20 protein-coding genes are annotated in these 17,963 nt (G+C 69.1%); 10 read left to right on the plus strand and 10 right to left on the minus strand.

The genetic code is table 11. From position 1 onward, the window contains the following. Window positions 1–9: 9 nt before the first annotated feature. On the minus strand, window positions 10–2,070 hold the full coding sequence (locus ACAM51_RS14585) for a TonB-dependent receptor family protein (RefSeq protein ID WP_369641032.1): 2,061 nt from the start codon (window positions 2,068–2,070) through the stop codon (window positions 10–12). A gap of 146 nt (window positions 2,071–2,216) precedes the next feature. Between ACAM51_RS14585 and ACAM51_RS14590 the strand changes: the two genes are divergently transcribed. From ACAM51_RS14590 to minE, 4 genes are all read left to right on the plus strand, one after another. Continuing rightward, a complete protein-coding gene (locus tag ACAM51_RS14590) occupies window positions 2,217–2,960 on the plus strand; it encodes a Crp/Fnr family transcriptional regulator (protein ID WP_369641033.1) in 744 nt (247 codons plus the stop codon). A 231-nt stretch (window positions 2,961–3,191) separates the two neighbouring features. Next, window positions 3,192–3,959 carry a septum site-determining protein MinC gene (minC, locus tag ACAM51_RS14595; RefSeq protein WP_218296508.1) on the plus strand — a complete coding sequence of 256 codons (768 nt, stop codon included), beginning with the start codon at window positions 3,192–3,194 and terminating at the stop codon, window positions 3,957–3,959. Between the two features lie 204 nt (window positions 3,960–4,163). Beyond that, window positions 4,164–4,982 carry a septum site-determining protein MinD gene (gene minD, locus ACAM51_RS14600; protein WP_218296509.1) on the plus strand — a complete coding sequence of 273 codons (819 nt, stop codon included), beginning with the start codon at window positions 4,164–4,166 and terminating at the stop codon, window positions 4,980–4,982. 3 nt (window positions 4,983–4,985) lie between these two features. Further along, on the plus strand, window positions 4,986–5,252 hold the full coding sequence (gene minE / locus ACAM51_RS14605; RefSeq protein ID WP_015011987.1) for a cell division topological specificity factor MinE: 267 nt from the start codon (window positions 4,986–4,988) through the stop codon (window positions 5,250–5,252). 87 nt (window positions 5,253–5,339) lie between these two features. On the opposite strand, the gene ACAM51_RS14610 is transcribed toward minE, so the two are convergent. Both ACAM51_RS14610 and ACAM51_RS14615 read right to left on the minus strand, forming a co-directional pair. Then, window positions 5,340–5,930, minus strand: coding sequence for an MOSC domain-containing protein (locus tag ACAM51_RS14610; RefSeq protein ID WP_369641034.1), 591 nt, complete (start codon window positions 5,928–5,930; stop codon window positions 5,340–5,342). After that, window positions 5,927–6,448: a flavin reductase family protein gene (locus ACAM51_RS14615; RefSeq protein WP_029414219.1), complete on the minus strand. Its 522-nt coding sequence runs from the start codon at window positions 6,446–6,448 to the stop codon at window positions 5,927–5,929. The genes ACAM51_RS14610 and ACAM51_RS14615 overlap by 4 nt, the downstream gene beginning before the upstream one ends. Window positions 6,449–6,636: 188 nt before the next feature. Between ACAM51_RS14615 and ACAM51_RS14620 the strand changes: the two genes are divergently transcribed. The 3 genes from ACAM51_RS14620 (at window position 6,637) to ACAM51_RS14630 (ending at window position 8,804) form a co-directional block, all read left to right on the plus strand. Next, window positions 6,637–7,425, plus strand: coding sequence for an alpha/beta fold hydrolase (locus tag ACAM51_RS14620; protein ID WP_369641035.1), 789 nt, complete (start codon window positions 6,637–6,639; stop codon window positions 7,423–7,425). A 128-nt stretch (window positions 7,426–7,553) separates the two neighbouring features. Then, complete coding sequence (locus ACAM51_RS14625) at window positions 7,554–8,312, plus strand: YdcF family protein (RefSeq protein ID WP_369641036.1); 759 nt, start codon at window positions 7,554–7,556, stop codon at window positions 8,310–8,312. Window positions 8,313–8,564: 252 nt separating this feature from the next. After that, window positions 8,565–8,804, plus strand: coding sequence for a helix-hairpin-helix domain-containing protein (locus tag ACAM51_RS14630; RefSeq protein ID WP_369641037.1), 240 nt, complete (start codon window positions 8,565–8,567; stop codon window positions 8,802–8,804). A gap of 98 nt (window positions 8,805–8,902) precedes the next feature. On the opposite strand, the gene ACAM51_RS14635 is transcribed toward ACAM51_RS14630, so the two are convergent. Continuing rightward, window positions 8,903–9,457: a flavodoxin family protein gene (locus tag ACAM51_RS14635; protein ID WP_218296514.1), complete on the minus strand. Its 555-nt coding sequence runs from the start codon at window positions 9,455–9,457 to the stop codon at window positions 8,903–8,905. A 45-nt stretch (window positions 9,458–9,502) separates the two neighbouring features. Next, complete coding sequence (locus ACAM51_RS14640) at window positions 9,503–10,840, minus strand: D-amino acid dehydrogenase (RefSeq protein WP_369641038.1); 1,338 nt, start codon at window positions 10,838–10,840, stop codon at window positions 9,503–9,505. Window positions 10,841–11,016: 176 nt separating this feature from the next. On the opposite strand from ACAM51_RS14640, the gene ACAM51_RS14645 reads away from it, so the two are divergent. After that, window positions 11,017–11,937 carry a LysR family transcriptional regulator ArgP gene (locus ACAM51_RS14645; RefSeq protein WP_369641039.1) on the plus strand — a complete coding sequence of 307 codons (921 nt, stop codon included), beginning with the start codon at window positions 11,017–11,019 and terminating at the stop codon, window positions 11,935–11,937. Between the two features lie 18 nt (window positions 11,938–11,955). Here ACAM51_RS14645 and ACAM51_RS14650 read toward each other — a convergent pair whose 3' ends face one another. Further along, window positions 11,956–12,534 carry a midcut-by-XrtH protein gene (locus ACAM51_RS14650; protein ID WP_369641040.1) on the minus strand — a complete coding sequence of 193 codons (579 nt, stop codon included), beginning with the start codon at window positions 12,532–12,534 and terminating at the stop codon, window positions 11,956–11,958. Window positions 12,535–12,827: 293 nt separating this feature from the next. Beyond that, a complete protein-coding gene (locus ACAM51_RS14655; protein ID WP_369641041.1) occupies window positions 12,828–13,883 on the minus strand; it encodes a helix-turn-helix domain-containing protein in 1,056 nt (351 codons plus the stop codon). Window positions 13,884–14,036: 153 nt separating this feature from the next. Here ACAM51_RS14655 and ACAM51_RS14660 point away from each other — a divergent pair, with 153 nt between their 5' ends. Continuing rightward, entirely contained in the window at window positions 14,037–14,660 is a 624-nt protein-coding gene (locus tag ACAM51_RS14660) for a TetR/AcrR family transcriptional regulator (RefSeq protein ID WP_369641042.1), read from the plus strand. A gap of 117 nt (window positions 14,661–14,777) precedes the next feature. Here ACAM51_RS14660 and ACAM51_RS14665 read toward each other — a convergent pair whose 3' ends face one another. The 3 genes from ACAM51_RS14665 to ACAM51_RS14675 form a co-directional block, all read right to left on the minus strand. Further along, on the minus strand, window positions 14,778–15,200 hold the full coding sequence (locus ACAM51_RS14665; protein WP_218296520.1) for a universal stress protein: 423 nt from the start codon (window positions 15,198–15,200) through the stop codon (window positions 14,778–14,780). 111 nt (window positions 15,201–15,311) lie between these two features. Beyond that, entirely contained in the window at window positions 15,312–16,157 is an 846-nt protein-coding gene (locus ACAM51_RS14670) for a metallophosphoesterase (RefSeq protein ID WP_369641043.1), read from the minus strand. Window positions 16,158–16,298: 141 nt separating this feature from the next. Beyond that, window positions 16,299–17,258: a LysR family transcriptional regulator gene (locus ACAM51_RS14675; RefSeq protein WP_218296522.1), complete on the minus strand. Its 960-nt coding sequence runs from the start codon at window positions 17,256–17,258 to the stop codon at window positions 16,299–16,301. 125 nt (window positions 17,259–17,383) lie between these two features. Here ACAM51_RS14675 and ACAM51_RS14680 point away from each other — a divergent pair, with 125 nt between their 5' ends. Next, window positions 17,384–17,824 carry a hypothetical protein gene (locus tag ACAM51_RS14680; RefSeq protein WP_218296523.1) on the plus strand — a complete coding sequence of 147 codons (441 nt, stop codon included), beginning with the start codon at window positions 17,384–17,386 and terminating at the stop codon, window positions 17,822–17,824. The last annotated feature ends 139 nt before the right edge of the window (window positions 17,825–17,963 follow it).

Genomic DNA, 17,963 nt, shown 5'->3' on the forward strand with positions numbered 1-17,963 from the left:
GGCCTCCGGTCAGAACTGGTAGCTCATGCCGGCCGCCACACTGCGGCCCAGGCCGGGCAGGTAGCCCGGCTGGGCGGCGGTGGCGCGGTTGCGGACGGCGTAGCTGCTGGCGTAGCGGCGGTCGGTCACGTTCTCGGCCTGCAGATAGGCGGTCCAGGGGCCGTTGCGCCATTCGAGCTTCACGCCCAGCAGCGCGTAGGCGTCCTGCTCGGCGCCGGCGGTGTTGGCGTGGTCGGTGGGTGTGCTGGTGGGCATCCAGCGCAGGTTGGGGCCCAGGCGCCAGTCGCCCACGCGCCACAGCACCTCGGCGTTGAGCAGGTGGCGTGGCACGCCGGCGATCCGCTTGCCCGCGTATTCACCGCCCTTGAAGCGCAGGTCGCTGTAGGTCCAGGAACCGCGCCAGTCCAGAGCGCCCGTGGCCAGGGGCCAGCTGCCCGACAGGCCTGCTTCCACCCCCTGGTGGCGGGTACCGCCCGCGTAGTTGTAGGTGCCCACCTTGATGCCGTTGGCGTCGGTGGTGCTGATGAGTTCGCCGGCCACCTGGCTGCGGTAGACGGCGGCGGTCCATTGCACGGCGCCCGTGCCGTCGCCCCAACGGCCCTGGCCGCCCATCTCAGTCGTGGTGGCGCGCTGCATGGACAGGCGGATCAGTTCGCTGCTGGCCGTGGCCGGGCTGTTGGGGGCCACGGTGGCGCCCAGGATCTCCCAGAAGGTTGGCGCCTCGTGGCTGCGGCTCAGGTTGGCCCACCAGCGCGTCGCGGGTGTGAGGTTCCAGTTCACACCCACCTTGGGCGTGGCAAAGGTCCATTGCTGGTCCAGCCCCGCGCCCGCGGTGCGGCTGGCCGCGTCGCGCGACTGGCGGCTCCACTGCAGATGGCCCACCAGCGTCCACTGGGGCGCCACGCGCCAGTCGGCCCCGGCCAGGGCCTGCAGGTTGTTGGCGGTGAGGTCATAGGCGCCAAAGCGCTGCAGGCGCGTGCCGTTGGCGGGGCTGGTGGCGAACAGGTCGCGCTCCATGCTGCTGCGCGACCACGCCAAGGCCGTGCGCCAGCCCAGCGGGCCGGCCTCGCCCGCGGGGCGACCGCTGGCCTGCCATTGCGCGCCGGTGGTGCGGGTGCCGCTCACTGTGTAGTGGGTCTGGTTGTTGAACAGATCCTCCGTGTCCTGCCAGTACACGCCGACCTCCTGGCGGAGGGCTTCGCTGCCCCAGCGCGAACGGTTGGCCAGGCGCCATTGCGTGGCCTCGCGGCGCGGGTCGCGCTTGTAGACGTTCAGAAGCTGGTCCTGCGGCGTGGCGCCATCGCCCATCACGCCGCGCGGGTTCGAGGCGATGCGGTCCTTGGGGATCACGGTGGGGATCTGGAAGGCAAGGTCCGTCCAGCTGAAATAGGTGCGGTTCTCGAAACCCCCATCGCCCAGGAACCCGATGTTGGCGTGCACCGCGTCGCGCTGCGAGGCGGAATGGCGGCGGTAGCCGTCGAAGCGGTCGCCGCTGACGCTCAGGCGCGCGTCCCATTGTTCGCCGCGCGTGCCCACGGCGGCCTGCAGCCCCTGGCGGCCGAAGCTGCCCGCCTCGGCGCGCACCTGGCCGCGTCCGTCGACCCCGGTGAGCGACTGGAAGTCCAACTCGCCGCCCAGGGTGGTGGCGCCGGGCGAGAGCGTGTTCGCGCCGCGCCGAACGCTCACCAACGCCGCGTTGCGTGGCTCGACCAGCCCGATGATGAAGGAGCCGTCGGCTTCGTTGAGCGGCAGGCCGTCCTGCAGCAGCAGCACGCCGCGGTTGACCGGGTTGCTCTGGATGCCCGAGCCCCGGATCGACAGGCGCGGCTGGTCCGTGCCCCCAAAGAAGTCCTGGATCACGATGCCCGGCTGGTAGTCGAGCGCATCGCGCAGCGTGGCCAGGCGGGTTTCCTTCTGCGGTTCGACTAGGTGGGTGCCGCCGGGCACGCGTGCCAGGCGCTGACGCTCGGCCGCCACCGAGGCCCGCACGGGCGAGGTGTCCGCCTCGCTCCCGGCACGCACCGTCACGGTCGGCAGCGCGGCGGCTTGCGGGGTGTCGGATTGGGCCATTGCGGCCGGTATCGGGAAGGCGCCAGCAAGGGCGATGGCCAGGAGTGGACGGCGGAAGGTGCGATGGGATGACATGGCGGGCCAGGAGGAAATGAATGAGATCTATTCGTATTTGTGGAGAATGCATGCTCAAAGAGGAATATGAAATGACTTTTATCAACGGTGCCCCGGTCCAGCGGGAGGATGCGGTGGCCTCCAGCCCGTGTGGTGCGTTGCAAGAGCTGCTGGCCGCCACGCGCCTGCTCGCAGGCATGCCGCGCGAGGTACTGGCGGCCCTGGGCGGCGACGCCGTGCGCTGGCGCCACGCCGATGGCGACACACTGTTCTTTGAAGGCGACGAGGCCCGCCACTGCCTGCTGGTCGCCCAGGGGGCCGTGGAAGTGCTGCGCTATGACGCAGCGGGCGACGAGCGCATGCTGCACTGCTTCGAGGTCGGCCAGCTGGTGGCCGAGGCGGCGATGTTCATGCCCCACGGCCTGTACCCGATGACGGCGCGCGCGCGAGGCGGCACACAGGTCTGGCGCATTTCCCGGCGGGCATTGCGCGGCGCCTGCGAACGGCATCCCGCGCTGGCGCTGCGGCTGCTGGAGTCGCTGAGCCTGCGCCTTTACCAGCGGGTGAACGAGGTGGACTGGCTCACCAGCAGCAATGCCCCGCAGCGCCTGGCCGCCTATCTGGTGTCGCAGGCCGAGCGGCAGGGCCTGGACATCCAGCTGCCGACCAGCCAGCGCCACCTGGCGGCCCATCTGGGCATCCGCGCCGAAACGCTCAACCGCATCCTGGCCGAATGGCAGGGCAAGGGCTGGATCCGTGGCGGGCGCCGCCTCTGGTGCCTGCAGGACGTCGCCCCGCTGCGCGCGCTCGCGGCCCCCGCCGCCCGTGCGTTCTGATTCTCGGCCCTGCCCTGCGGCGGGCCTGCGGTGCGCGGGCGCTGGCCCGTTTTCCGATGAAGGCACGGGCTCCCCAGGGAGGGGCGCGGCGCCACGCGCGAGGCGCCGCGCGTTTCCCCTTGTGTTCCCGCGCAGGGCGCCCGGGGAGCGCGAACAGGTTCTTACACGGGCCCACGGTACACTTTGCGCCTTCTGAAACCCGTTCCCGAGCGTCTTTTCCACCCCTCATTCATGGCCCTTACGACGGCGGCGCAGTCCCGCACCAGCTTTGACCTCAAGAGCGCCTCTTTGCCCGTGGTGGCCGTGGTGCTCAAGACCACCGACGCCGCGCTGTTTGCCGCCGACCTGGCCGAGCGCGTGGCCGACGCCCCGGGCTTCTTCGACAATGATCCGGTGCTGATCGATCTGGCCCCTGTGCGCGAAGCCCAGGAACCCATCGATTTCGCGGCCATCACGGCCTTGCTGCGCAGCCACAGCACCCTGCCCGTGGCGGTCCGCGGCGGCAGCCCTGCCCAGATGGATGCCGCGCGCGCGGCCGGGCTGGCCGCGGCGCCCGATGCACCGCCCGTTCGCGCCGAGGCCCCTGCCACCCCGGTGCAGGAAGTGGTGCGCGAGGTGATCCGCGAGGTCGAGGTCGAAGTGGTGCGCGAAGTGCCCATGCCGGGCCCCGGCACCGTGGTGGTGGACAAGCCCCTGCGCTCGGGCCAGCAGGTGTATGCCCGTGGCGCCGACCTGGTGGTGATGGCCGTGGTGAGCTTTGGCGCCGAGGTGATCGCCGACGGCAACATCCACGTCTATGCCCCGCTGCGCGGCCGCGCGATTGCCGGTGCGCGCGGCAACACCGAAGCGCGCATCTTTTCGACCTGCCTGGAGCCCCAGCTGGTGTCCATCGCGGGCATCTACCGCACCACCGAGACCGAGTTGCCCGCCGATGTGCGCGGCAAGCCGGCCCAGGTCCGGCTCGACGGCGAGAAGCTCATCATCGAAGCTCTCAAGTGAAACACCCCCCTATGTCGCTTCGCTCCTTCCCCCCGCTCTCGCAGCGCTGCGCGCAGCGGGCAGGGGGACGCTCCCAGCGCGGCGGGGCGGCCCTTGCGCGGGAGCCCTGGTGTGGGCCACGCCCGTGTCAAGCGTCGCCCCGGTGCATGCACCACGAAAATTGATACTTCATTCATCATCCAACCCCTCAAGAGACCCCAACACATGGCCAAAATCGTCGTCGTGACCTCCGGCAAGGGTGGCGTGGGCAAGACCACCACCAGTGCCAGCTTTGCCACCGGCCTCGCCCTGCGCGGCCACAAGACCGCCGTGATCGACTTTGATGTCGGCCTGCGCAACCTGGACCTCATCATGGGCTGCGAACGCCGCGTGGTGTACGACCTCATCAACGTGATCCAGGGCGAGGCCAACCTGAACCAGGCCCTCATCAAGGACAAGCAGTGCGACAACCTGTTCGTGCTGGCCGCCAGCCAGACGCGCGACAAGGACGCGCTCACGCAGGACGGCGTCGAGAAAGTGCTCAAGGACCTGGCCGCGATGGACTTCGAGTACATCGTCTGCGACTCGCCCGCCGGCATTGAAAGCGGCGCGCTGATGGCCATGCACTTCGCCGACGAGGCGCTGCTGGTGACGAACCCCGAGGTGTCGTCGGTGCGCGACTCGGACCGCATCCTGGGCATGCTGGGCAGCAAGACCAAGCGCGCGATCGAAGGCGGCGAGCCGATCAAGGAGCACCTGCTCATCACGCGCTACAACCCCAGCCGCGTGCAGGACGGCCAGATGCTGAGCCTGGAAGACATCCAGGACATCCTGCGCATCAAGCTGATCGGCGTGATCCCCGAGTCGGAAGTGGTGCTGCAGTCGTCCAACCAGGGCACGCCCGCGATCCACGCCAAGGACTCGGATGTGTCCGAGGCCTACAAGGACGTGATCGACCGCTTCCTGGGCGCCACCGACAAGCCGCTGCGTTTCATCGACGCGGAAAAGCCAGGCTTCTTCAAACGCCTGTTCGGGAGCAAATAAGCCATGGCTTCTTTCCTGTCCTTCCTGCTCGGCGAGAAGAAGAAAACCGCCAGCGTCGCCAAGGAGCGGCTGCAGATCATCCTGGCGCACGAGCGCAACGGCCGCAACGCCTCGGAGCCCGACTACCTGCCCGCGCTGCAGCGCGAACTGGTGGCGGTGATCTCCAAGTACGTGAAGATCAACCCCGACGACCTCAAGGTGCACCTGGAGCGCCAGGACAACCTGGAGGTGCTGGAGGTCAAGATCGAGCTGCCCGACACCGTGCGCTGAGGTCCTGCATCCAAGCCAAATTGGCCCCTGGCGCTTATCTGGTAAGCGCTGGCAGCTATCAAAATTGATGAACCCGATGGGGCTTGGCTAGCGCGCGTGTTTTGCCCACTTGCCGGCCAGCGCCTGCGCGATGCTCAGCCCGCGCTGCCCGGGCACCAGCGTGGCGGTCTCTCCGGCGGCGATGGTGCCGGGCTGGTCCACCGCCAGGTAGTAGCCGCAGCATCCGGCCAGGGCCATGGTGCGGCCCGCCTGCGCAAACCCCATGACGGCGTTGAACTTGAAGCATGGCTCGCGCGGGGCGCTCACCCGCAGCACGCAGTGGGGGAAATGCCATTCATCGCCCACAAACACATCCGCTTCCAGCGGCCCGTCGATGGTGAGGTTCTCCCCCATGAAACCCGGCGGCAAGGTTTCATCGAACAGGCTCACGCCGCGTTCGCGGCGCTGTGCCTGCCAGAACGCGTAGTGGGCGGCGGGGTAGGCGTATATGGCCTTGCCCAGGCCGCCGTGCACGCTCGGGTCGGCCTGCTCGTCCCCTGCCAGGCCCAGCGGGCCCACCGCCACCGGGCCGGTGACGGGTGCCTTGCCGATGGCGGTGAGCACCGAGCGCTCGCCCACCTTCAGGCGCCGGGCCAGACCGATGTTCACGTGGCGCACGGCCACGGTGGGGGTCGTCACAGCGGGTGCTCGGTGTAGAACTTGCCCCCGTGGTACAGCAGGGGCGAGATGCCTTCGCGGTGCTCGCAGCGTTCGACCTCGCCCACAAAGATGGTGTGGTCGCCCTCCTTGTACTGGCTGCGGTTGAAGCATTCGAATGTGGCAGCCGCCCCGGCCAGCAACGGGGCGCCGCTGATGCCGGGCCGGTGTTCCAGGCCTGCCCAGCGGTCGATGCCGCGCGTGGCAAAACGCTCGGCCAGCGCCTTCTGGTCCGCGGCCAGCACGTGGATGGCGTAGTGCGAGCCATCGGCAAAGGTGGGCAGGGTGCTGGCGCCGTGCGACAGGCTCCACAGCACCAGCGGGGGTGCCAGCGACACCGAATTGAACGAACTGGCCGTGAGCCCCACCAGGTCGCCCGCCGCCGTGCGGGCCGTGACGATGGTCACGCCCGTGGCAAACATGCCCAGTGCATCGCGAAACTCGCGTGTGGAGAAGCTCGGTGGCAGGGCGAGGGCGGGGCGGGGGGGCGAAGGGTTCACAAAAGCGGTGCCAGCGGTGGCAGCAGGGGGGAACAACTATTATCAGGCGCCACCCACCACCGCGCTGTTGCGGGGTTTACTTCCGTAAGACTTGCGCAAATCGGGATGCAACCACCACCTGGCGTGGGGGCGAGCTACCTGCCTGAACCCTGTTTTGCGTAAGTCATTTCTGTTCCGTTTTCCACCGCATGGCCGTTCTTCCTACCTTCACCGCCCTGGGCTCCGGCCCCACCGTGCTCATGCTGCACGACGCCGATGGCGACCACCTCACCTTTGCCCCCCAGGTGGAAACGCTGGCCACGGTTGGCTACCGCGCCGTGGCCTGGAACATGCCGGGCTATGGCCGCAGCGCGCCCGTGGAGCCCTACACCTTCAAGGCGCTGGCGCAGAGCTGCCTGGCCCTGATCGACGCCCTGCGGGGTGGCCCGGTCACGCTGGTGGGGCACGGCATGGGCGCCATGGTGGCGCTGGAGGCCGCAGTGCGCGGCCCATCGCAGGTGCGGCGCCTCGTGCTGTGCGCGGGCGGGCCGGCGCTCGATGCGCAGGCGGTGGAAGACTGGGTGGCGCCCCGGCTGCGCGCCCTGAAAGCACTGGATGGCGGTGGCGGCATGGAGGCGCTGGCGCAGACGCTGGTACCCCAGTTCATCGGCACCGGCGCCCTGCCCGAAGGGGTGCGGCTGGCCAGCCATGCGCTGGCCCAGGTGTACCCGGGGGCCTACCGGCGCGCGCTGGAGGCCTTGCCCACGTTTGATCGCGGGGCTGCCGCGCTGGCCCACCTGGCCATGCCCACGCTGCTGGTGGGGGGCGCGCTGGACCGCTGCACACCCCCCGTGGCCCTGGAGGCGCTTGCCCAGGTGCTGCCCGATGCGCAGACCCTGGTGCTGCCCCATGTCGGGCACTGGCCCCAGCTGGAGGACCCCGAGGGTTTCGATGCCGCGCTGCTGGACTTTCTAGCCCAGCGGCGGATGCTGCACTGAGCTTGCCCCATCCCGCAGGGCCGATGGTTCGGCCGTCCAAGCGGTCCATTTTTCCCCCGCCATGCCCTGGCGCCGCCGGGCGGGCTCGTGCAGGCCTGATTGCTCCTTCCCTTTCTCCTTCTGTTGCCATGTGGTTTGCCCTGAAGAAAATACTGTCTGCGCTGCTGTTGCCCCCGGTGTCCAGCATCCTGCTGGCGCTGGTGGGGCTGTGGATCGCGCGCTACCACCGCCGCACGGGCATCACGGTGGTGGTGCTGTCGCTGCTGTCGGTGCTGGTGCTGTCCTGGCCACCGGTGTCGGATGTGCTGGTGCGCAGCCTGGAGCACCATCCCGTGGTGACCGCCCGGCAGCTGTCCCAAGCGCGCACCCAGGCCATCGTGGTGCTGGGGGGCGGGGCCGACACCGTGGCCCCCGAGTACGGTGTGGATGTGCTCAGTCGGGGCGCCCGCGAGCGGGTGCGCTACGCCGTGCACCTGCAGCAGCAGGCGGGCTTGCCCATCCTGGCGACGGGCGGCTCCACCGGCGGCATGCGGGCCGAGTCGCTGGTCATGAAGGACGTGGTGGAGCGCGAGTTCAAAGGGCGGGTGCGCTGGACGGAGGTGGAGTCGCTCGACACCCGCAGCAATGCCGAAAAATCCGCCATCCTGCTCAAGGCCGCCGGCATCGAGCGCATTGCCCTGGTCACCCACGGCTGGCACATGGTGCGCGCGGCCGGGGCCTTCGAGCGCGCGGGGCTGCAGGTGCTGCCCGCGCCCATGGGCTTCAAGGGCGGGCAGGCCCGCAAGCTGTACCGGGTGTTGCCGCGCGCCTCCGCGCTGGCCGACAGCAGCCTGGCGCTGCACGAATGGCTGGGGATTCTGGTGCAGCGGATGGGGCTGGGCTCCTGACACGACGTTGTCAGCAGCCCGGCAATAGCCTCGTGTGCACCATTCTTGAGAGGGAGCTGCCCATGATGCAGGCCAATGCCGCCGGCACAGCGAAGTGGAAAGGCGCGCCGGGCGCCGGCGCCCCAGCCATGGGAGACGCCGCGCACGCCCCGGTGCCGGATGGATCTGCGGGCCGCCAGAGCCTGGCGAACCTGATGGCGCTCGGGCAGGCGGATACAGTCTCCCTCGTTGCAATGCCCACAGTGGGGTGACATGGGTTTTTCTGCCGCTGAAAAAGAGCAAATGCTGGCCCTGCACGGCGTGGGGGCCACCGTGATTGCGCGCCTGGAGCAGGTCGGGTTTTCGTCGCTGGCCGAACTGGTCGACGCGGATGTGGCCGCGGTGACCAGAACCATCTCGGAGATGATGAGGTCCACCTGCTGGCACAACAGCCCCCAGGCGCGCGGTGCCATTGGCGCCATCGTGGCGCTGGCCCGGAGCCGGCAGCCCTAGCTGTTCTCGCCGGCGGCCCGGCCCCTGTGGCGAAAGCCACACCCACCGCGACCGCAGCAGCCTCACCCTGGGCCGAGCCGGCACGGCGTTGTGGTTAGCTACGCCAGCAAGAAGTCCGGCGCCGCAGCCAGCGCCTGCGCGTCGGCCTGCACCGCCCCCGGCGGCCCGCCCTTGCCCCAGAGCGCGCCGCCCCAGGCCATCGACAGGAACCGGGCGCACAGCTCCACGGAGTCGATCATGGGCTGGGCCTTGGCGCGGTCGCCGCTGGTGGTGATGAGCGCCAGGGTCTTCGCGCCCATGGGCTCCTTGAAGGCCAGGCCAGGCACGCGCATCCAGGCGCTCCAGTGGTCCAGGTAGGTCTTGAGCGGCGAGGGAATGCTGTACCAGTAGACCGGCGCCACGAACACGATGTGCGTGGCCGCCAGCGTGGCGTCCAGCAGCGTCTTCATGTCGCCTTCGGGCGGCGCATAGGTGCCCGAGGTGTGGCGCTGGTCCACGAAGGGCGGCAGGTCCATGCGGGCCAGGTGGTGCCAGGTTTGCGCGGTGCCCGGGGGCAGCGCGGCGGCCGCCTGGCGTGCGAGCCACTCGGTGTTGCCGGTGTGGCCCGGCTCGCGGGTGGACGTGGTGAGAAAGAGGTAGTGCGGTGCAGGCATGGACGGGATCGTAACGGCCCCGGCCCGTGTCTGCTGGCAGTGGCTTCAGGCCGTGGCGACGGCCCGGGGCGCGCGCACGCGCTCGTCGCCCAGGAAGCCGAAGTTCATCGCGGGCTGTTCGCCGCTGATGAGCTCGGCCAGCGCCTTGCCCGAGCCCGCGCCGTGCGTCCAGCCCAGCGTGCCGTGGCCCGCATTCACCCACAGCTTGCCCACGCGGGTCTGCCCGATGAACGGGATGTTGGTGGGCGTGGCCGGGCGCAGGCCGGTCCAGTACTGCGGGTCGCCGCCTTCTTCGGGCGTGCGGGTGTCGCACACGCCGGGCAGGATGGCCTCGATGCGGCGCGACAGCATGTGGCAGCGTGCGCGGGCCAGTGTGCTGTCCAGCGTCAGGTCCCAGCCATTGAGTTCGATGGTGCCCGCCACGCGCAGGTGGTTGCCCAGGCGGCTCATGGCGATCTTCTTGCCGTCGTCGATGGTGGAGACCATGGGCGCGCCCTCGGGCTTGAGCAGCGGGAACGTGGCGCTGTAGCCCTTGCCAGGGTAGATCGGCAGGTCCACGCCCACGCTGCGCAACAGCGGCGCGCTGTAGGAGCCGCAGGCCACGACCACGGCGTCGGCCTTCAGGATGAAGTCTTTTTTGCCCCCACCGCTGGACTGGCGTGCCATGACAGCTACCGAATCAATAGCGTTGCCGATCTTGTTCAGGCGCAGCACGTCGTGGCCATAGAGGAACTGCGCGCCGCGCGCCATGCAGCGGCGGGCGAGTTCCTGCGTGAACACGCGCGCGTCGCCGCTCTCGTCGGTGCTGGTGTAGGTGCCGCCGGTGATCTTGTCGCCGTAGGCCTTGAACGCGGGCTCGATCTGCAGCAGCTCGTCGCGGCTCACCAGGCGCCGTTGCACGCCGTGCTTGCGCATGAGCTCCACCGCATGGCCGGCGGCGTCAAAGGATTTCTGGTCGGTGTAGAAGTGGGCAATGCCGCGTTCCAGCCGGTTGTATTCGATGCCCGTGGTGCTGACCAGGTCCTTGAGGGCGGCATGGCTGTACGCGCCCAGCGCCACGATCTGCTGCACATTGCGCTCGAACGCGGCGTCGTTGCACTGCGCGAGGAACTGCAGGCCCCAGCGCCATTGCTGCCAGTCCATCTGCGGGCGAAACAGCAGCGGCGCTTCCTTGTCGAACATCCACTTGAGCGCCTTGAGCGGCGCCTCGCGGTTGGCCCAGGGCTCGCAGTAGCTCACCGAGATCTGTGCTGCATTGGCAAAACTGGTTTCGAGCGCAGCATCGGGCTGGCGGTCGATCACGATGACTTCGTGACCGCGTTCCAGCAGGTGCCACGCCGTGCTGGTGCCGATGATGCCTGCGCCGAGAACAATGGTTTTCATATGCGGAATGCCTTGTGAGCCTTTGCGTGCCACCCGCCCCAGTGCGGGACACGATGGGGCGCAGTGTGCGCGACATTGCATTCAACTAAAAGCAAAATTAAACTTACTCCAAAAACATCAGCGCACCTAATAAACGGTGCGGTAGAGACAATCCTCTTTTGTTCGAGCCCGAGACCATGAGCACCTACGATCCCGCCGCCCTGGAATGCCTTGCCGCCATCGTTGAAGAGGGCGGCTTCGAGCGCGCTGCGCAGCGCCTGAACGTCACACAGTCGGCCGTCTCACAGCGCCTGCGCGCGCTGGAGGCGCAGGTGGGCTCGGTGCTCATCGTGCGCAGCCGTCCGCTGCGGCCCACCTCGGCGGGGCAGTTGCTGCTCAAGCACACCAAGCAGCTACGACTGCTGCGCGCCGACCTGGAGCGCGACCTGCACGAACTCGCGCCCAGCGCCCCCGGCGGCACGCGCGAGGACGAACGCATCTCGATCGCCATCAATGCCGACAGCATCGCCACCTGGGCGATGGGCGCGCTGCACGAGCTGGTGCGCCAGCGCCTGCCGCTGGAAATCATCGTGGACGACCAGGATTTCACGCAGGAATGGCTGCGCTCCGGTCAGGTGCTGGGCTGCGTGACCACGCTCAAGCAGGCCCTGCGCGGCTGCAAGATGGTGCCGCTGGGCGCCATGCACTACGTGGCGGTGGCGTCTGCGCCCTATGCGCAGCAGCACCTGCCCCAGGGGCTCACGCCGCACAACTTCCGCGAAGTGCCGTTCCTGTCGTTCAACCGCAAGGACGACATGGCCGCCGAATTCGTGGCCCGTGCCTTCGGCCTCAAGCGCGTGGCGCTCAACCACCTGTTCGTGCCCGGGTCGGAGGCGCAGATGCGCGCCGTGGCCGCCGGCTGGGCGGTGGGCGTGGTGCCCGAGCTGCTGGCGCGCGGGCCCATCGCCGACGGCAGCATGGTGGACCTGGCGCCCGGCCGCAGGCTGCCGATCCAGCTGTACTGGCACTGCTGGAACCTGGAGTCGGCGGTGCTGGACGCGCTCACGGCCGCGCTCACGGCCACGGCCGCCCGCACGCTCGAGGCGCCGGCGGCCTAGCCGGGGCGGCGGCTGCGTTCAGTGCGGCCGGCCCACCACGAGATGGCACGAGGCCATGGGCGCCAGCGTCTGCCCCACCGTGCATCGGGTCTCATCACCCGGGCCCTGGATGCGGTGCGCGGCGGTCACGCCCACGGCGGTGAGCCGCTGGGGGCGGTCCGTGGTGTTGCGCACCTCGTAGGCGTGCAGGTAGTCGGCGAATGCACGTTCCAGGTCGGGGTGGTCGGGAATGTCGGCCACGCCCCCCGCCGGGTTGTCCAGCGGGACATCGCTGGAGGGCACCGCGATCGCCTGTCCGCCCCACGGCATGCACAGCAGCGCCGCGCAGGCCAGCAGCCCCGGCACGATGGCGCGGACCACGCCGTGTCCCGCGTGGCGCAGCAGGTGGCGGGCCGCGGCGGCCAGGAGCAGCACCAGCACCAGCAGCCCCCATTGCGACAGCGTGGGCACGGCGGCCGGGGCCGCCAGCGGGGCATAGGCCACCGCGCCCACGGGCGCGCCCTGGGCCCAGGCGGCGGGGGCTGCAGCGGCGGCGGCCCACAGCAGGGCGATGCGTGGGGCGGTTGCGGGGCGACGGGAGGGATGGTTTTTTTGCATGAAATTGCCTTGTAGCGCTTGTTTTAAAAGGGTGAGTGGCTATTGTTTTGGGAGTGACGCGCGAGCCCTGCGACGGGACCCGGGCCGCCGTCGGTCAAGGCCAAGCCCACGCTGCGCCGGTTGGCCGCGAAAAGGGCGGCGGCGATGCCGCGGACAAGGAACATGGTGGCGCGCACGGAGAAGAAGCGAAGGAGGGCTGCCGCGCATGCTAGGCAGCATTCACGGCGCGGCTTGACTGTGCGTTTCAGGGCGCTTGACTGCCCGTGCCGCCGAGGGATCGGCAAAAGCGGGTGCTACACCCTCAAGCCGCGCAGCCAGTCCGCGTATTCGGCGGTGGTCTGCCCGCTGGCGCCGTCCGGGCCCTTGCGGGGCGCTTGCCAGCCGCGGCCCATGGCACGCACGTCGCTGGGCGTGAGGCCAAAGGTCGTGCGAAAGGCGCGGCTGAAATGCGCCTCGCTGGTGAACCCGGCGCGCGTGGCGATCTCGCCCACCCGCAGCCGGCGGTTGGCCGGGTTGGCCAGCGCGTGGAACGCCCGGGCCAGGCGCTGCTGCTGCACGTAGTGCGCCACGCCGCCCAGCGGCTCGAACAGCCGGTACAGCATGCTGCGCGAGACGCCGAACGTGCGGCTCAGCAGCTCGGGGCTGAGCGGGGCTCCCAGGTGCTGCGCGATGTATTGCTGGATGCGTCCGAGGGTGACACCCTGGATCTGTGGCTCCGCCTGGGCGAGGGTGTCGCGGCCCGGGCGCAGGCAGGCCGCCAGCATCTGCGTGGTGGCCTGCACCACGGCGGGCGCCTCTGGGAGGGTGACGGTGGACAGCCGCCGATGCAGCGACTGCAGGTAGTCGCTGAGCAGCCCGCCCAGCGCCGTGTGGCCGCGCAGCACCGTGCCGTGCAGGTCGGCCGAGGGGCTGCAAAAGGCCTCGTCGGCGATCTCGCGGGGCACGACGATGGACAGGACGTGCGAGGGGCTGGCGTAGGTGCGCTGCGTGCGGCCGAGGTCGAACACGGTGATGTCGCCCGCGCGCACCTGCATGTCCACGCCGTCGTCGTGCTGGCCCACGAACCCGCCGCTGCGGTACCACTGCACCAGGTAGTGGTTGACCCCGTCGCGCGCCACGCGCGGCGTACCGCGCGAGAACTGCTGCCGGCCAAAGCGCAGGTCGCCCACCAGCAGGGCGCCCAGGTGGCTGGCGGTGACCGATGCACTGAAGCTCTCCAGCGGATCGCGGTCCAGCGGCGCGACATCGAAGACCACCGAAATGCTGCTGCGCCAGGCCTCGAAGCGCTCTTCGCCGGAACCCTGGTCGGTGGTGAAAACTGTCGATGGCAGGGCGTGCGGCGTGGACATGGCGGCGCGATTATGGGGGCGGGTGCTGCAGTGCACCAGCGCAGATTGCCCGCCCTCGCGCCCAGGCCCGCGGCACGATTCCTGCTGGAGAAAACGTGAACGACGTAGTTGCATTGCAACTTGGTCATTTATTTTTTTACTGTGATGTATAAAATGGACGCCATGCAAACGCAGCCCCCCAAAGCCTCGTTCAAGGAGCAGATGCACCAGGCGCGCGAGGATGCCATCCTCCAGTCCACCTGTCAGCTCCTGGGCGAAAAGGCCTTCGACGCCATGACCATGGACGATGTGGCCAACGCCGTGGGCATTGCCAAGGCCAGCCTGTACAAGCACTTTTGCAGCAAGGAAGAGCTGTGCAGCGCCGCCATGGTGCAGATCCTGGCGCGGGTGCGGGCCTATCTGGCGGACCTGCCCGCCGAAACGCCACCCCTCGAAAAGCTCCATGCGCTGGTGCGCTGGTCGCTGGAGCGCCTGCTGAGCAATGAAATGCCACTGCTGCCCAGCCGCAACTCCACGCTGCGCGCGGTGCTCATGGCCAACAAGGACTATCTCAACGGCCTGGTGGCGGTGAGCGACCAGATCGGCGAATGGATCACCCAGGCCCAGGCCGAGGGCGTGATCAACCCCACGCTGCCACCGCTGGTGGTGCTGTACACCTTGTATGCGCGGGCCTGTGACCCGGTGGTGAGCTTCCTCAAGGAAGGCGGCCAGTATTCGGATGCGCAGATCGTGGATCTGGTGGTGCGCACCTGTTTCGAGGGGCTGGCTGCGCGGTAGCGGCAGCCCGTTCCGGCGTTTCGCACCTCGCAAGAAAGCCCGGCATGCCGGGCTTTCTTGTCTTGTGGGCGAAAAACCCTGCCGAGGCAGGGCGCGGCCTGCGCCGGGCAGCGGGGCTCAGCGCACGAGCAGCACGGGCACCTTGCTGTGGGCCAGCACCTGCGTGGTGACCGAACCCATGACCAGGGTGGCCAGGGCCCCGTGGCCGTGGGAGCCCATCACCAGCAGGTCGAACTTGCCGCTGTCGGCCACCTTGGCGATGTTCTCGCCCACCGTGCCGACCTTGACGCTGCGCTTGGCCTCCACACCGTGGCGCGCGAGAAACTTGCACACGGGCGCCAGGATTTTCTCGGCTTCTTCGGCGTGGTAGTTCTCCACGACTTCCTTGCCCAGGGCCGCGCGGGCACGCGCGGGCAGCGGGGCCTGCACGGTGAGCACCGTGTACTGGTGGTTGCCCCCCAGCAGTTCTTCGTGGGTGGCCAGGTAAGCCAGCATTTTCTTGGTGTAGGCGCTGCCGTCGACAGCAAGCAGGATGTTCATGGTGTTCTCCGAAAAGGAATGGGTCAGACTAACGTGCGCGGACTTCTGTTGTCTTGACCTGGGTCATGTTTTTTCCTCTGCACTGCGGGGCGGCAGGGCCCCGTGCGCCGATCATAAGGTGATGCAGCACTGCGCCTGGAACGCCGCCTGCTCGCCCTTGCGCGCATAACCCAGCGGATTGGCCACGACACGGCACTGCCACGGCGTGCCGTCCTCGCGCAGGCCCCGTGCCGTGTAGTCGCTCGGGGCATGCAGGTGCCCGTGCAGCCACAGCTGCGCGCGGGGCAGCAGGGCGTCCAGCGCGTTGCAGAAGCCCGCCGTGCCCGGCACCATGCCGTAGCGCGGGTCGGCACTGCGCAGGCTGGGCGCGAAGTGCGTGGCCACGACCGTGGGCCCGTCGAACGGGACCGCGAGCGCGTCGCCCAGCCACTGCTGGCAGGCCAGGGCCTGATCGCGCACGGCCTCGGCGAGGAACGGCTGCGCATGGCGGGTGCCGCCCGTCTTGCGCAGATAGAAATTCGCCGCCCGGAACGCCTTGTCGCGCAGCTTCAGGCGCCTGGCCAGGTCGGTGGTGCCTTCATGGTCCGCCAATGCGTCGAAATCGCTCCAGAGCGTGGTGCCCACGAAGCGGACACCTTGAAGAGTGACCACCTCCCGCTCCAGCCAGGTGATCCCCAGCCGTTCGCAGGTCCTGCGCAGCCGCTGGTGGGCCGCATCGAAATCCTGCGCGTCGTATTCGTGGTTGCCGGGCACGAAGAGCACCGGCGTGGGCCAGCCCGCGTACGGGGCCAGGGGCGAGAACCGGGCGAGGCCGAAGTCATCGTCCTGCAGCAGCGAGCCTTGCTGGTAAGAGCCCACGTCTCCCGCAAGCACCAGCACATCGGCGCCGGGGGCCGGTTCGGGGATGAAATGGGGGTGCGCCTCAAGGTGCAGATCGGACAGCAGCTGGATGTTCATGGAGCGCGCAGTCTACGGGCTCGGGGTGGGACGGGGCGAATCGAATGCCGTGGCGGCACCCCGAAATGCGCCAGATCCCGCCACAAGGCACTGCCGCGGCAGGCCGCGCTGGGGTGAGTGGGCGGGATGCCCGCCCGGGCCTCACGGTTCGGGAAAGGTGCGGCGCGCCGAGCGCGCCAGGGCGTGCAGCAGCCAGGTCATCGCCGCCTGCTGCGGGCCGCGGCGGCGCCACAGGGCATCGACGTGCACGGGCGGGACGTCCAGCGGCAGGGCCCGTTGCACCAGCGCGTCGGAGATGCCCGTGACGGGCACGAAGTGGCGCGGCAGCACCGTCAGCAGGTCCGAACCCGACACCACGCGCCCGGCGGTGAAGAACTGGTTGACCGTGATCACCACCTTGCGCTCGCGGCCCAGGGAAGCCAGCGCCTCGTCGATGAAACCGAAAGGGCGGCCGGAAAAGCTCACCAGCATGTGCCGGGCAGCGCAGTAGGCGTCCAGGGTGAGCGGCGCGTCCGCCAGCGGGTGGCCCTGGCGCATCACGCACACGTATTCCCCGTCGTAGAGGCGGCGGCTCTCGAACGCGACCGCCCCGCCCGACTGCGCGCGTGCCGTGAGGTCCGCCAGCACGGCCGGAAAGTAGCCCACCGCCATGTCGGCGGCTTCCTCGTCGAGCAGGCGCCGGGGGTCGCGGGTGGTCAGGGGCAGCACCCGGATCGAAATGCCGGGGGCCTCGCGCTCGATGATCTCCACGAGGGCGGGAACCAGCGTGGCCGCCGTGGCATCGGCCATGGCCAGCACAAAGGTGGACTCGGCCGTGGCGGGCTCGAAGCGCCCCGGCGCCAGGGAGTCCTGCAGATGGGCCAGGGCCTCGCGCACGGGGGGCCACAGCGCCAAGGCGCGGGGCGTGGGCTCAACCCCCTGGCCGCTGCGCACCACCAGTTCATCACCCAGCACGTCGCGCAGCCGGCGCATGGCATTGCTCACGGCGGGCTGGGTGATGGACAGCTTGTGCGCCGCGCGCGTGAGGCTGCGCTCGGCCATCACCTCGTCGAAGACGCGCAACAGATTCAGGTCCAGCGAGCGGAAGTTCAAGGGTGTCATGGCAATTCATCACCATTATGAATATCAATGATTCAAAATATAAACTTGAACATGCAAAGGGTAAACCCTAATATCACCCCATCGCCCGGCAATCTCGCCACAAGCGTTAGAAAAGGGAAACCGAAATGACCAGCTTTGCACACGTTGACTACCCCACTGAACACCCCGGCGTGGTCCGCGCCGAAAACGCCGCCGCCGCTCTGAAGAGCGTGGCCGCCAACTTTGACGGCGCCCGTGGTGCCGCCACCCTGCTGCTCGCGGCCGTCGTGTCGGCACTGCTGGTCGTGGCCAACCAGGTCATCGACACCTGGAGCGAAGGCCACCTGCTGGCCGCGTGGATGGTGCTGTGGCTGGTGGCGTTCGCCGCCCTGGCCCTGCTGACCGCCCCGGCACGCCGTGCTGGCGCCGCTCTGCGCGTGGCAGGCCGCGCCTGGGCGGAAAACCGCCGCCGCGCCGCGGACGACGAGCGCACCTGGCAAGTCGCCATGAAGGATCCCCGCATCATGGCTGAACTGAACCATGCAATGGGCATCCCCACGGTGAACGATATCCGCACGTACTACTGAGACCGCGCTGCGCGGCCGGCGCGGCCGTCCCGATCCCCTTGAAGCCGTGGCGAATGCTCGCCACGGCTTTTTTCATGGGCCGACTGTCCTGCGCCTGGCCTGTCTTCCCCCTGGCGCCGGCCCATGAAAAAACCGCCCG

This window comes from Acidovorax sp. A79 (genome assembly GCF_041154505.1).
In the GTDB taxonomy this organism is placed as follows: Bacteria; Pseudomonadota; Gammaproteobacteria; order Burkholderiales; family Burkholderiaceae_C; genus Acidovorax.

What these genes read in the sequence shown, in the direction of transcription:
- ACAM51_RS14665 (WP_218296520.1), bottom strand. Translation starts at nt 15,200, where the DNA reads ATGAACATCCTGCTTGCTGTCGACGGCAGCGCCTACACCAAGAAAATG.
- ACAM51_RS14620 (WP_369641035.1), top strand. Translation starts at nt 6,637, where the DNA reads ATGGCCGTTCTTCCTACCTTCACCGCCCTGGGCTCCGGCCCCACCGTG.
- ACAM51_RS14670 (WP_369641043.1), bottom strand. Translation starts at nt 16,157, where the DNA reads ATGAACATCCAGCTGCTGTCCGATCTGCACCTTGAGGCGCACCCCCAT.
- minE (WP_015011987.1), top strand. Translation starts at nt 4,986, where the DNA reads ATGGCTTCTTTCCTGTCCTTCCTGCTCGGCGAGAAGAAGAAAACCGCC.
- ACAM51_RS14585 (WP_369641032.1), bottom strand. Translation starts at nt 2,070, where the DNA reads ATGGCCCAATCCGACACCCCGCAAGCCGCCGCGCTGCCGACCGTGACG.
- ACAM51_RS14680 (WP_218296523.1), top strand. Translation starts at nt 17,384, where the DNA reads ATGACCAGCTTTGCACACGTTGACTACCCCACTGAACACCCCGGCGTG.
- minC (WP_218296508.1), top strand. Translation starts at nt 3,192, where the DNA reads ATGGCCCTTACGACGGCGGCGCAGTCCCGCACCAGCTTTGACCTCAAG.
- ACAM51_RS14635 (WP_218296514.1), bottom strand. Translation starts at nt 9,457, where the DNA reads ATGCCTGCACCGCACTACCTCTTTCTCACCACGTCCACCCGCGAGCCG.
- ACAM51_RS14650 (WP_369641040.1), bottom strand. Translation starts at nt 12,534, where the DNA reads ATGCAAAAAAACCATCCCTCCCGTCGCCCCGCAACCGCCCCACGCATC.
- ACAM51_RS14630 (WP_369641037.1), top strand. Translation starts at nt 8,565, where the DNA reads ATGGGTTTTTCTGCCGCTGAAAAAGAGCAAATGCTGGCCCTGCACGGC.
- ACAM51_RS14660 (WP_369641042.1), top strand. Translation starts at nt 14,037, where the DNA reads ATGGACGCCATGCAAACGCAGCCCCCCAAAGCCTCGTTCAAGGAGCAG.
- minD (WP_218296509.1), top strand. Translation starts at nt 4,164, where the DNA reads ATGGCCAAAATCGTCGTCGTGACCTCCGGCAAGGGTGGCGTGGGCAAG.
- ACAM51_RS14640 (WP_369641038.1), bottom strand. Translation starts at nt 10,840, where the DNA reads ATGAAAACCATTGTTCTCGGCGCAGGCATCATCGGCACCAGCACGGCG.
- ACAM51_RS14675 (WP_218296522.1), bottom strand. Translation starts at nt 17,258, where the DNA reads ATGACACCCTTGAACTTCCGCTCGCTGGACCTGAATCTGTTGCGCGTC.
- ACAM51_RS14625 (WP_369641036.1), top strand. Translation starts at nt 7,554, where the DNA reads ATGTGGTTTGCCCTGAAGAAAATACTGTCTGCGCTGCTGTTGCCCCCG.
- ACAM51_RS14645 (WP_369641039.1), top strand. Translation starts at nt 11,017, where the DNA reads ATGAGCACCTACGATCCCGCCGCCCTGGAATGCCTTGCCGCCATCGTT.
- ACAM51_RS14590 (WP_369641033.1), top strand. Translation starts at nt 2,217, where the DNA reads ATGACTTTTATCAACGGTGCCCCGGTCCAGCGGGAGGATGCGGTGGCC.
- ACAM51_RS14655 (WP_369641041.1), bottom strand. Translation starts at nt 13,883, where the DNA reads ATGTCCACGCCGCACGCCCTGCCATCGACAGTTTTCACCACCGACCAG.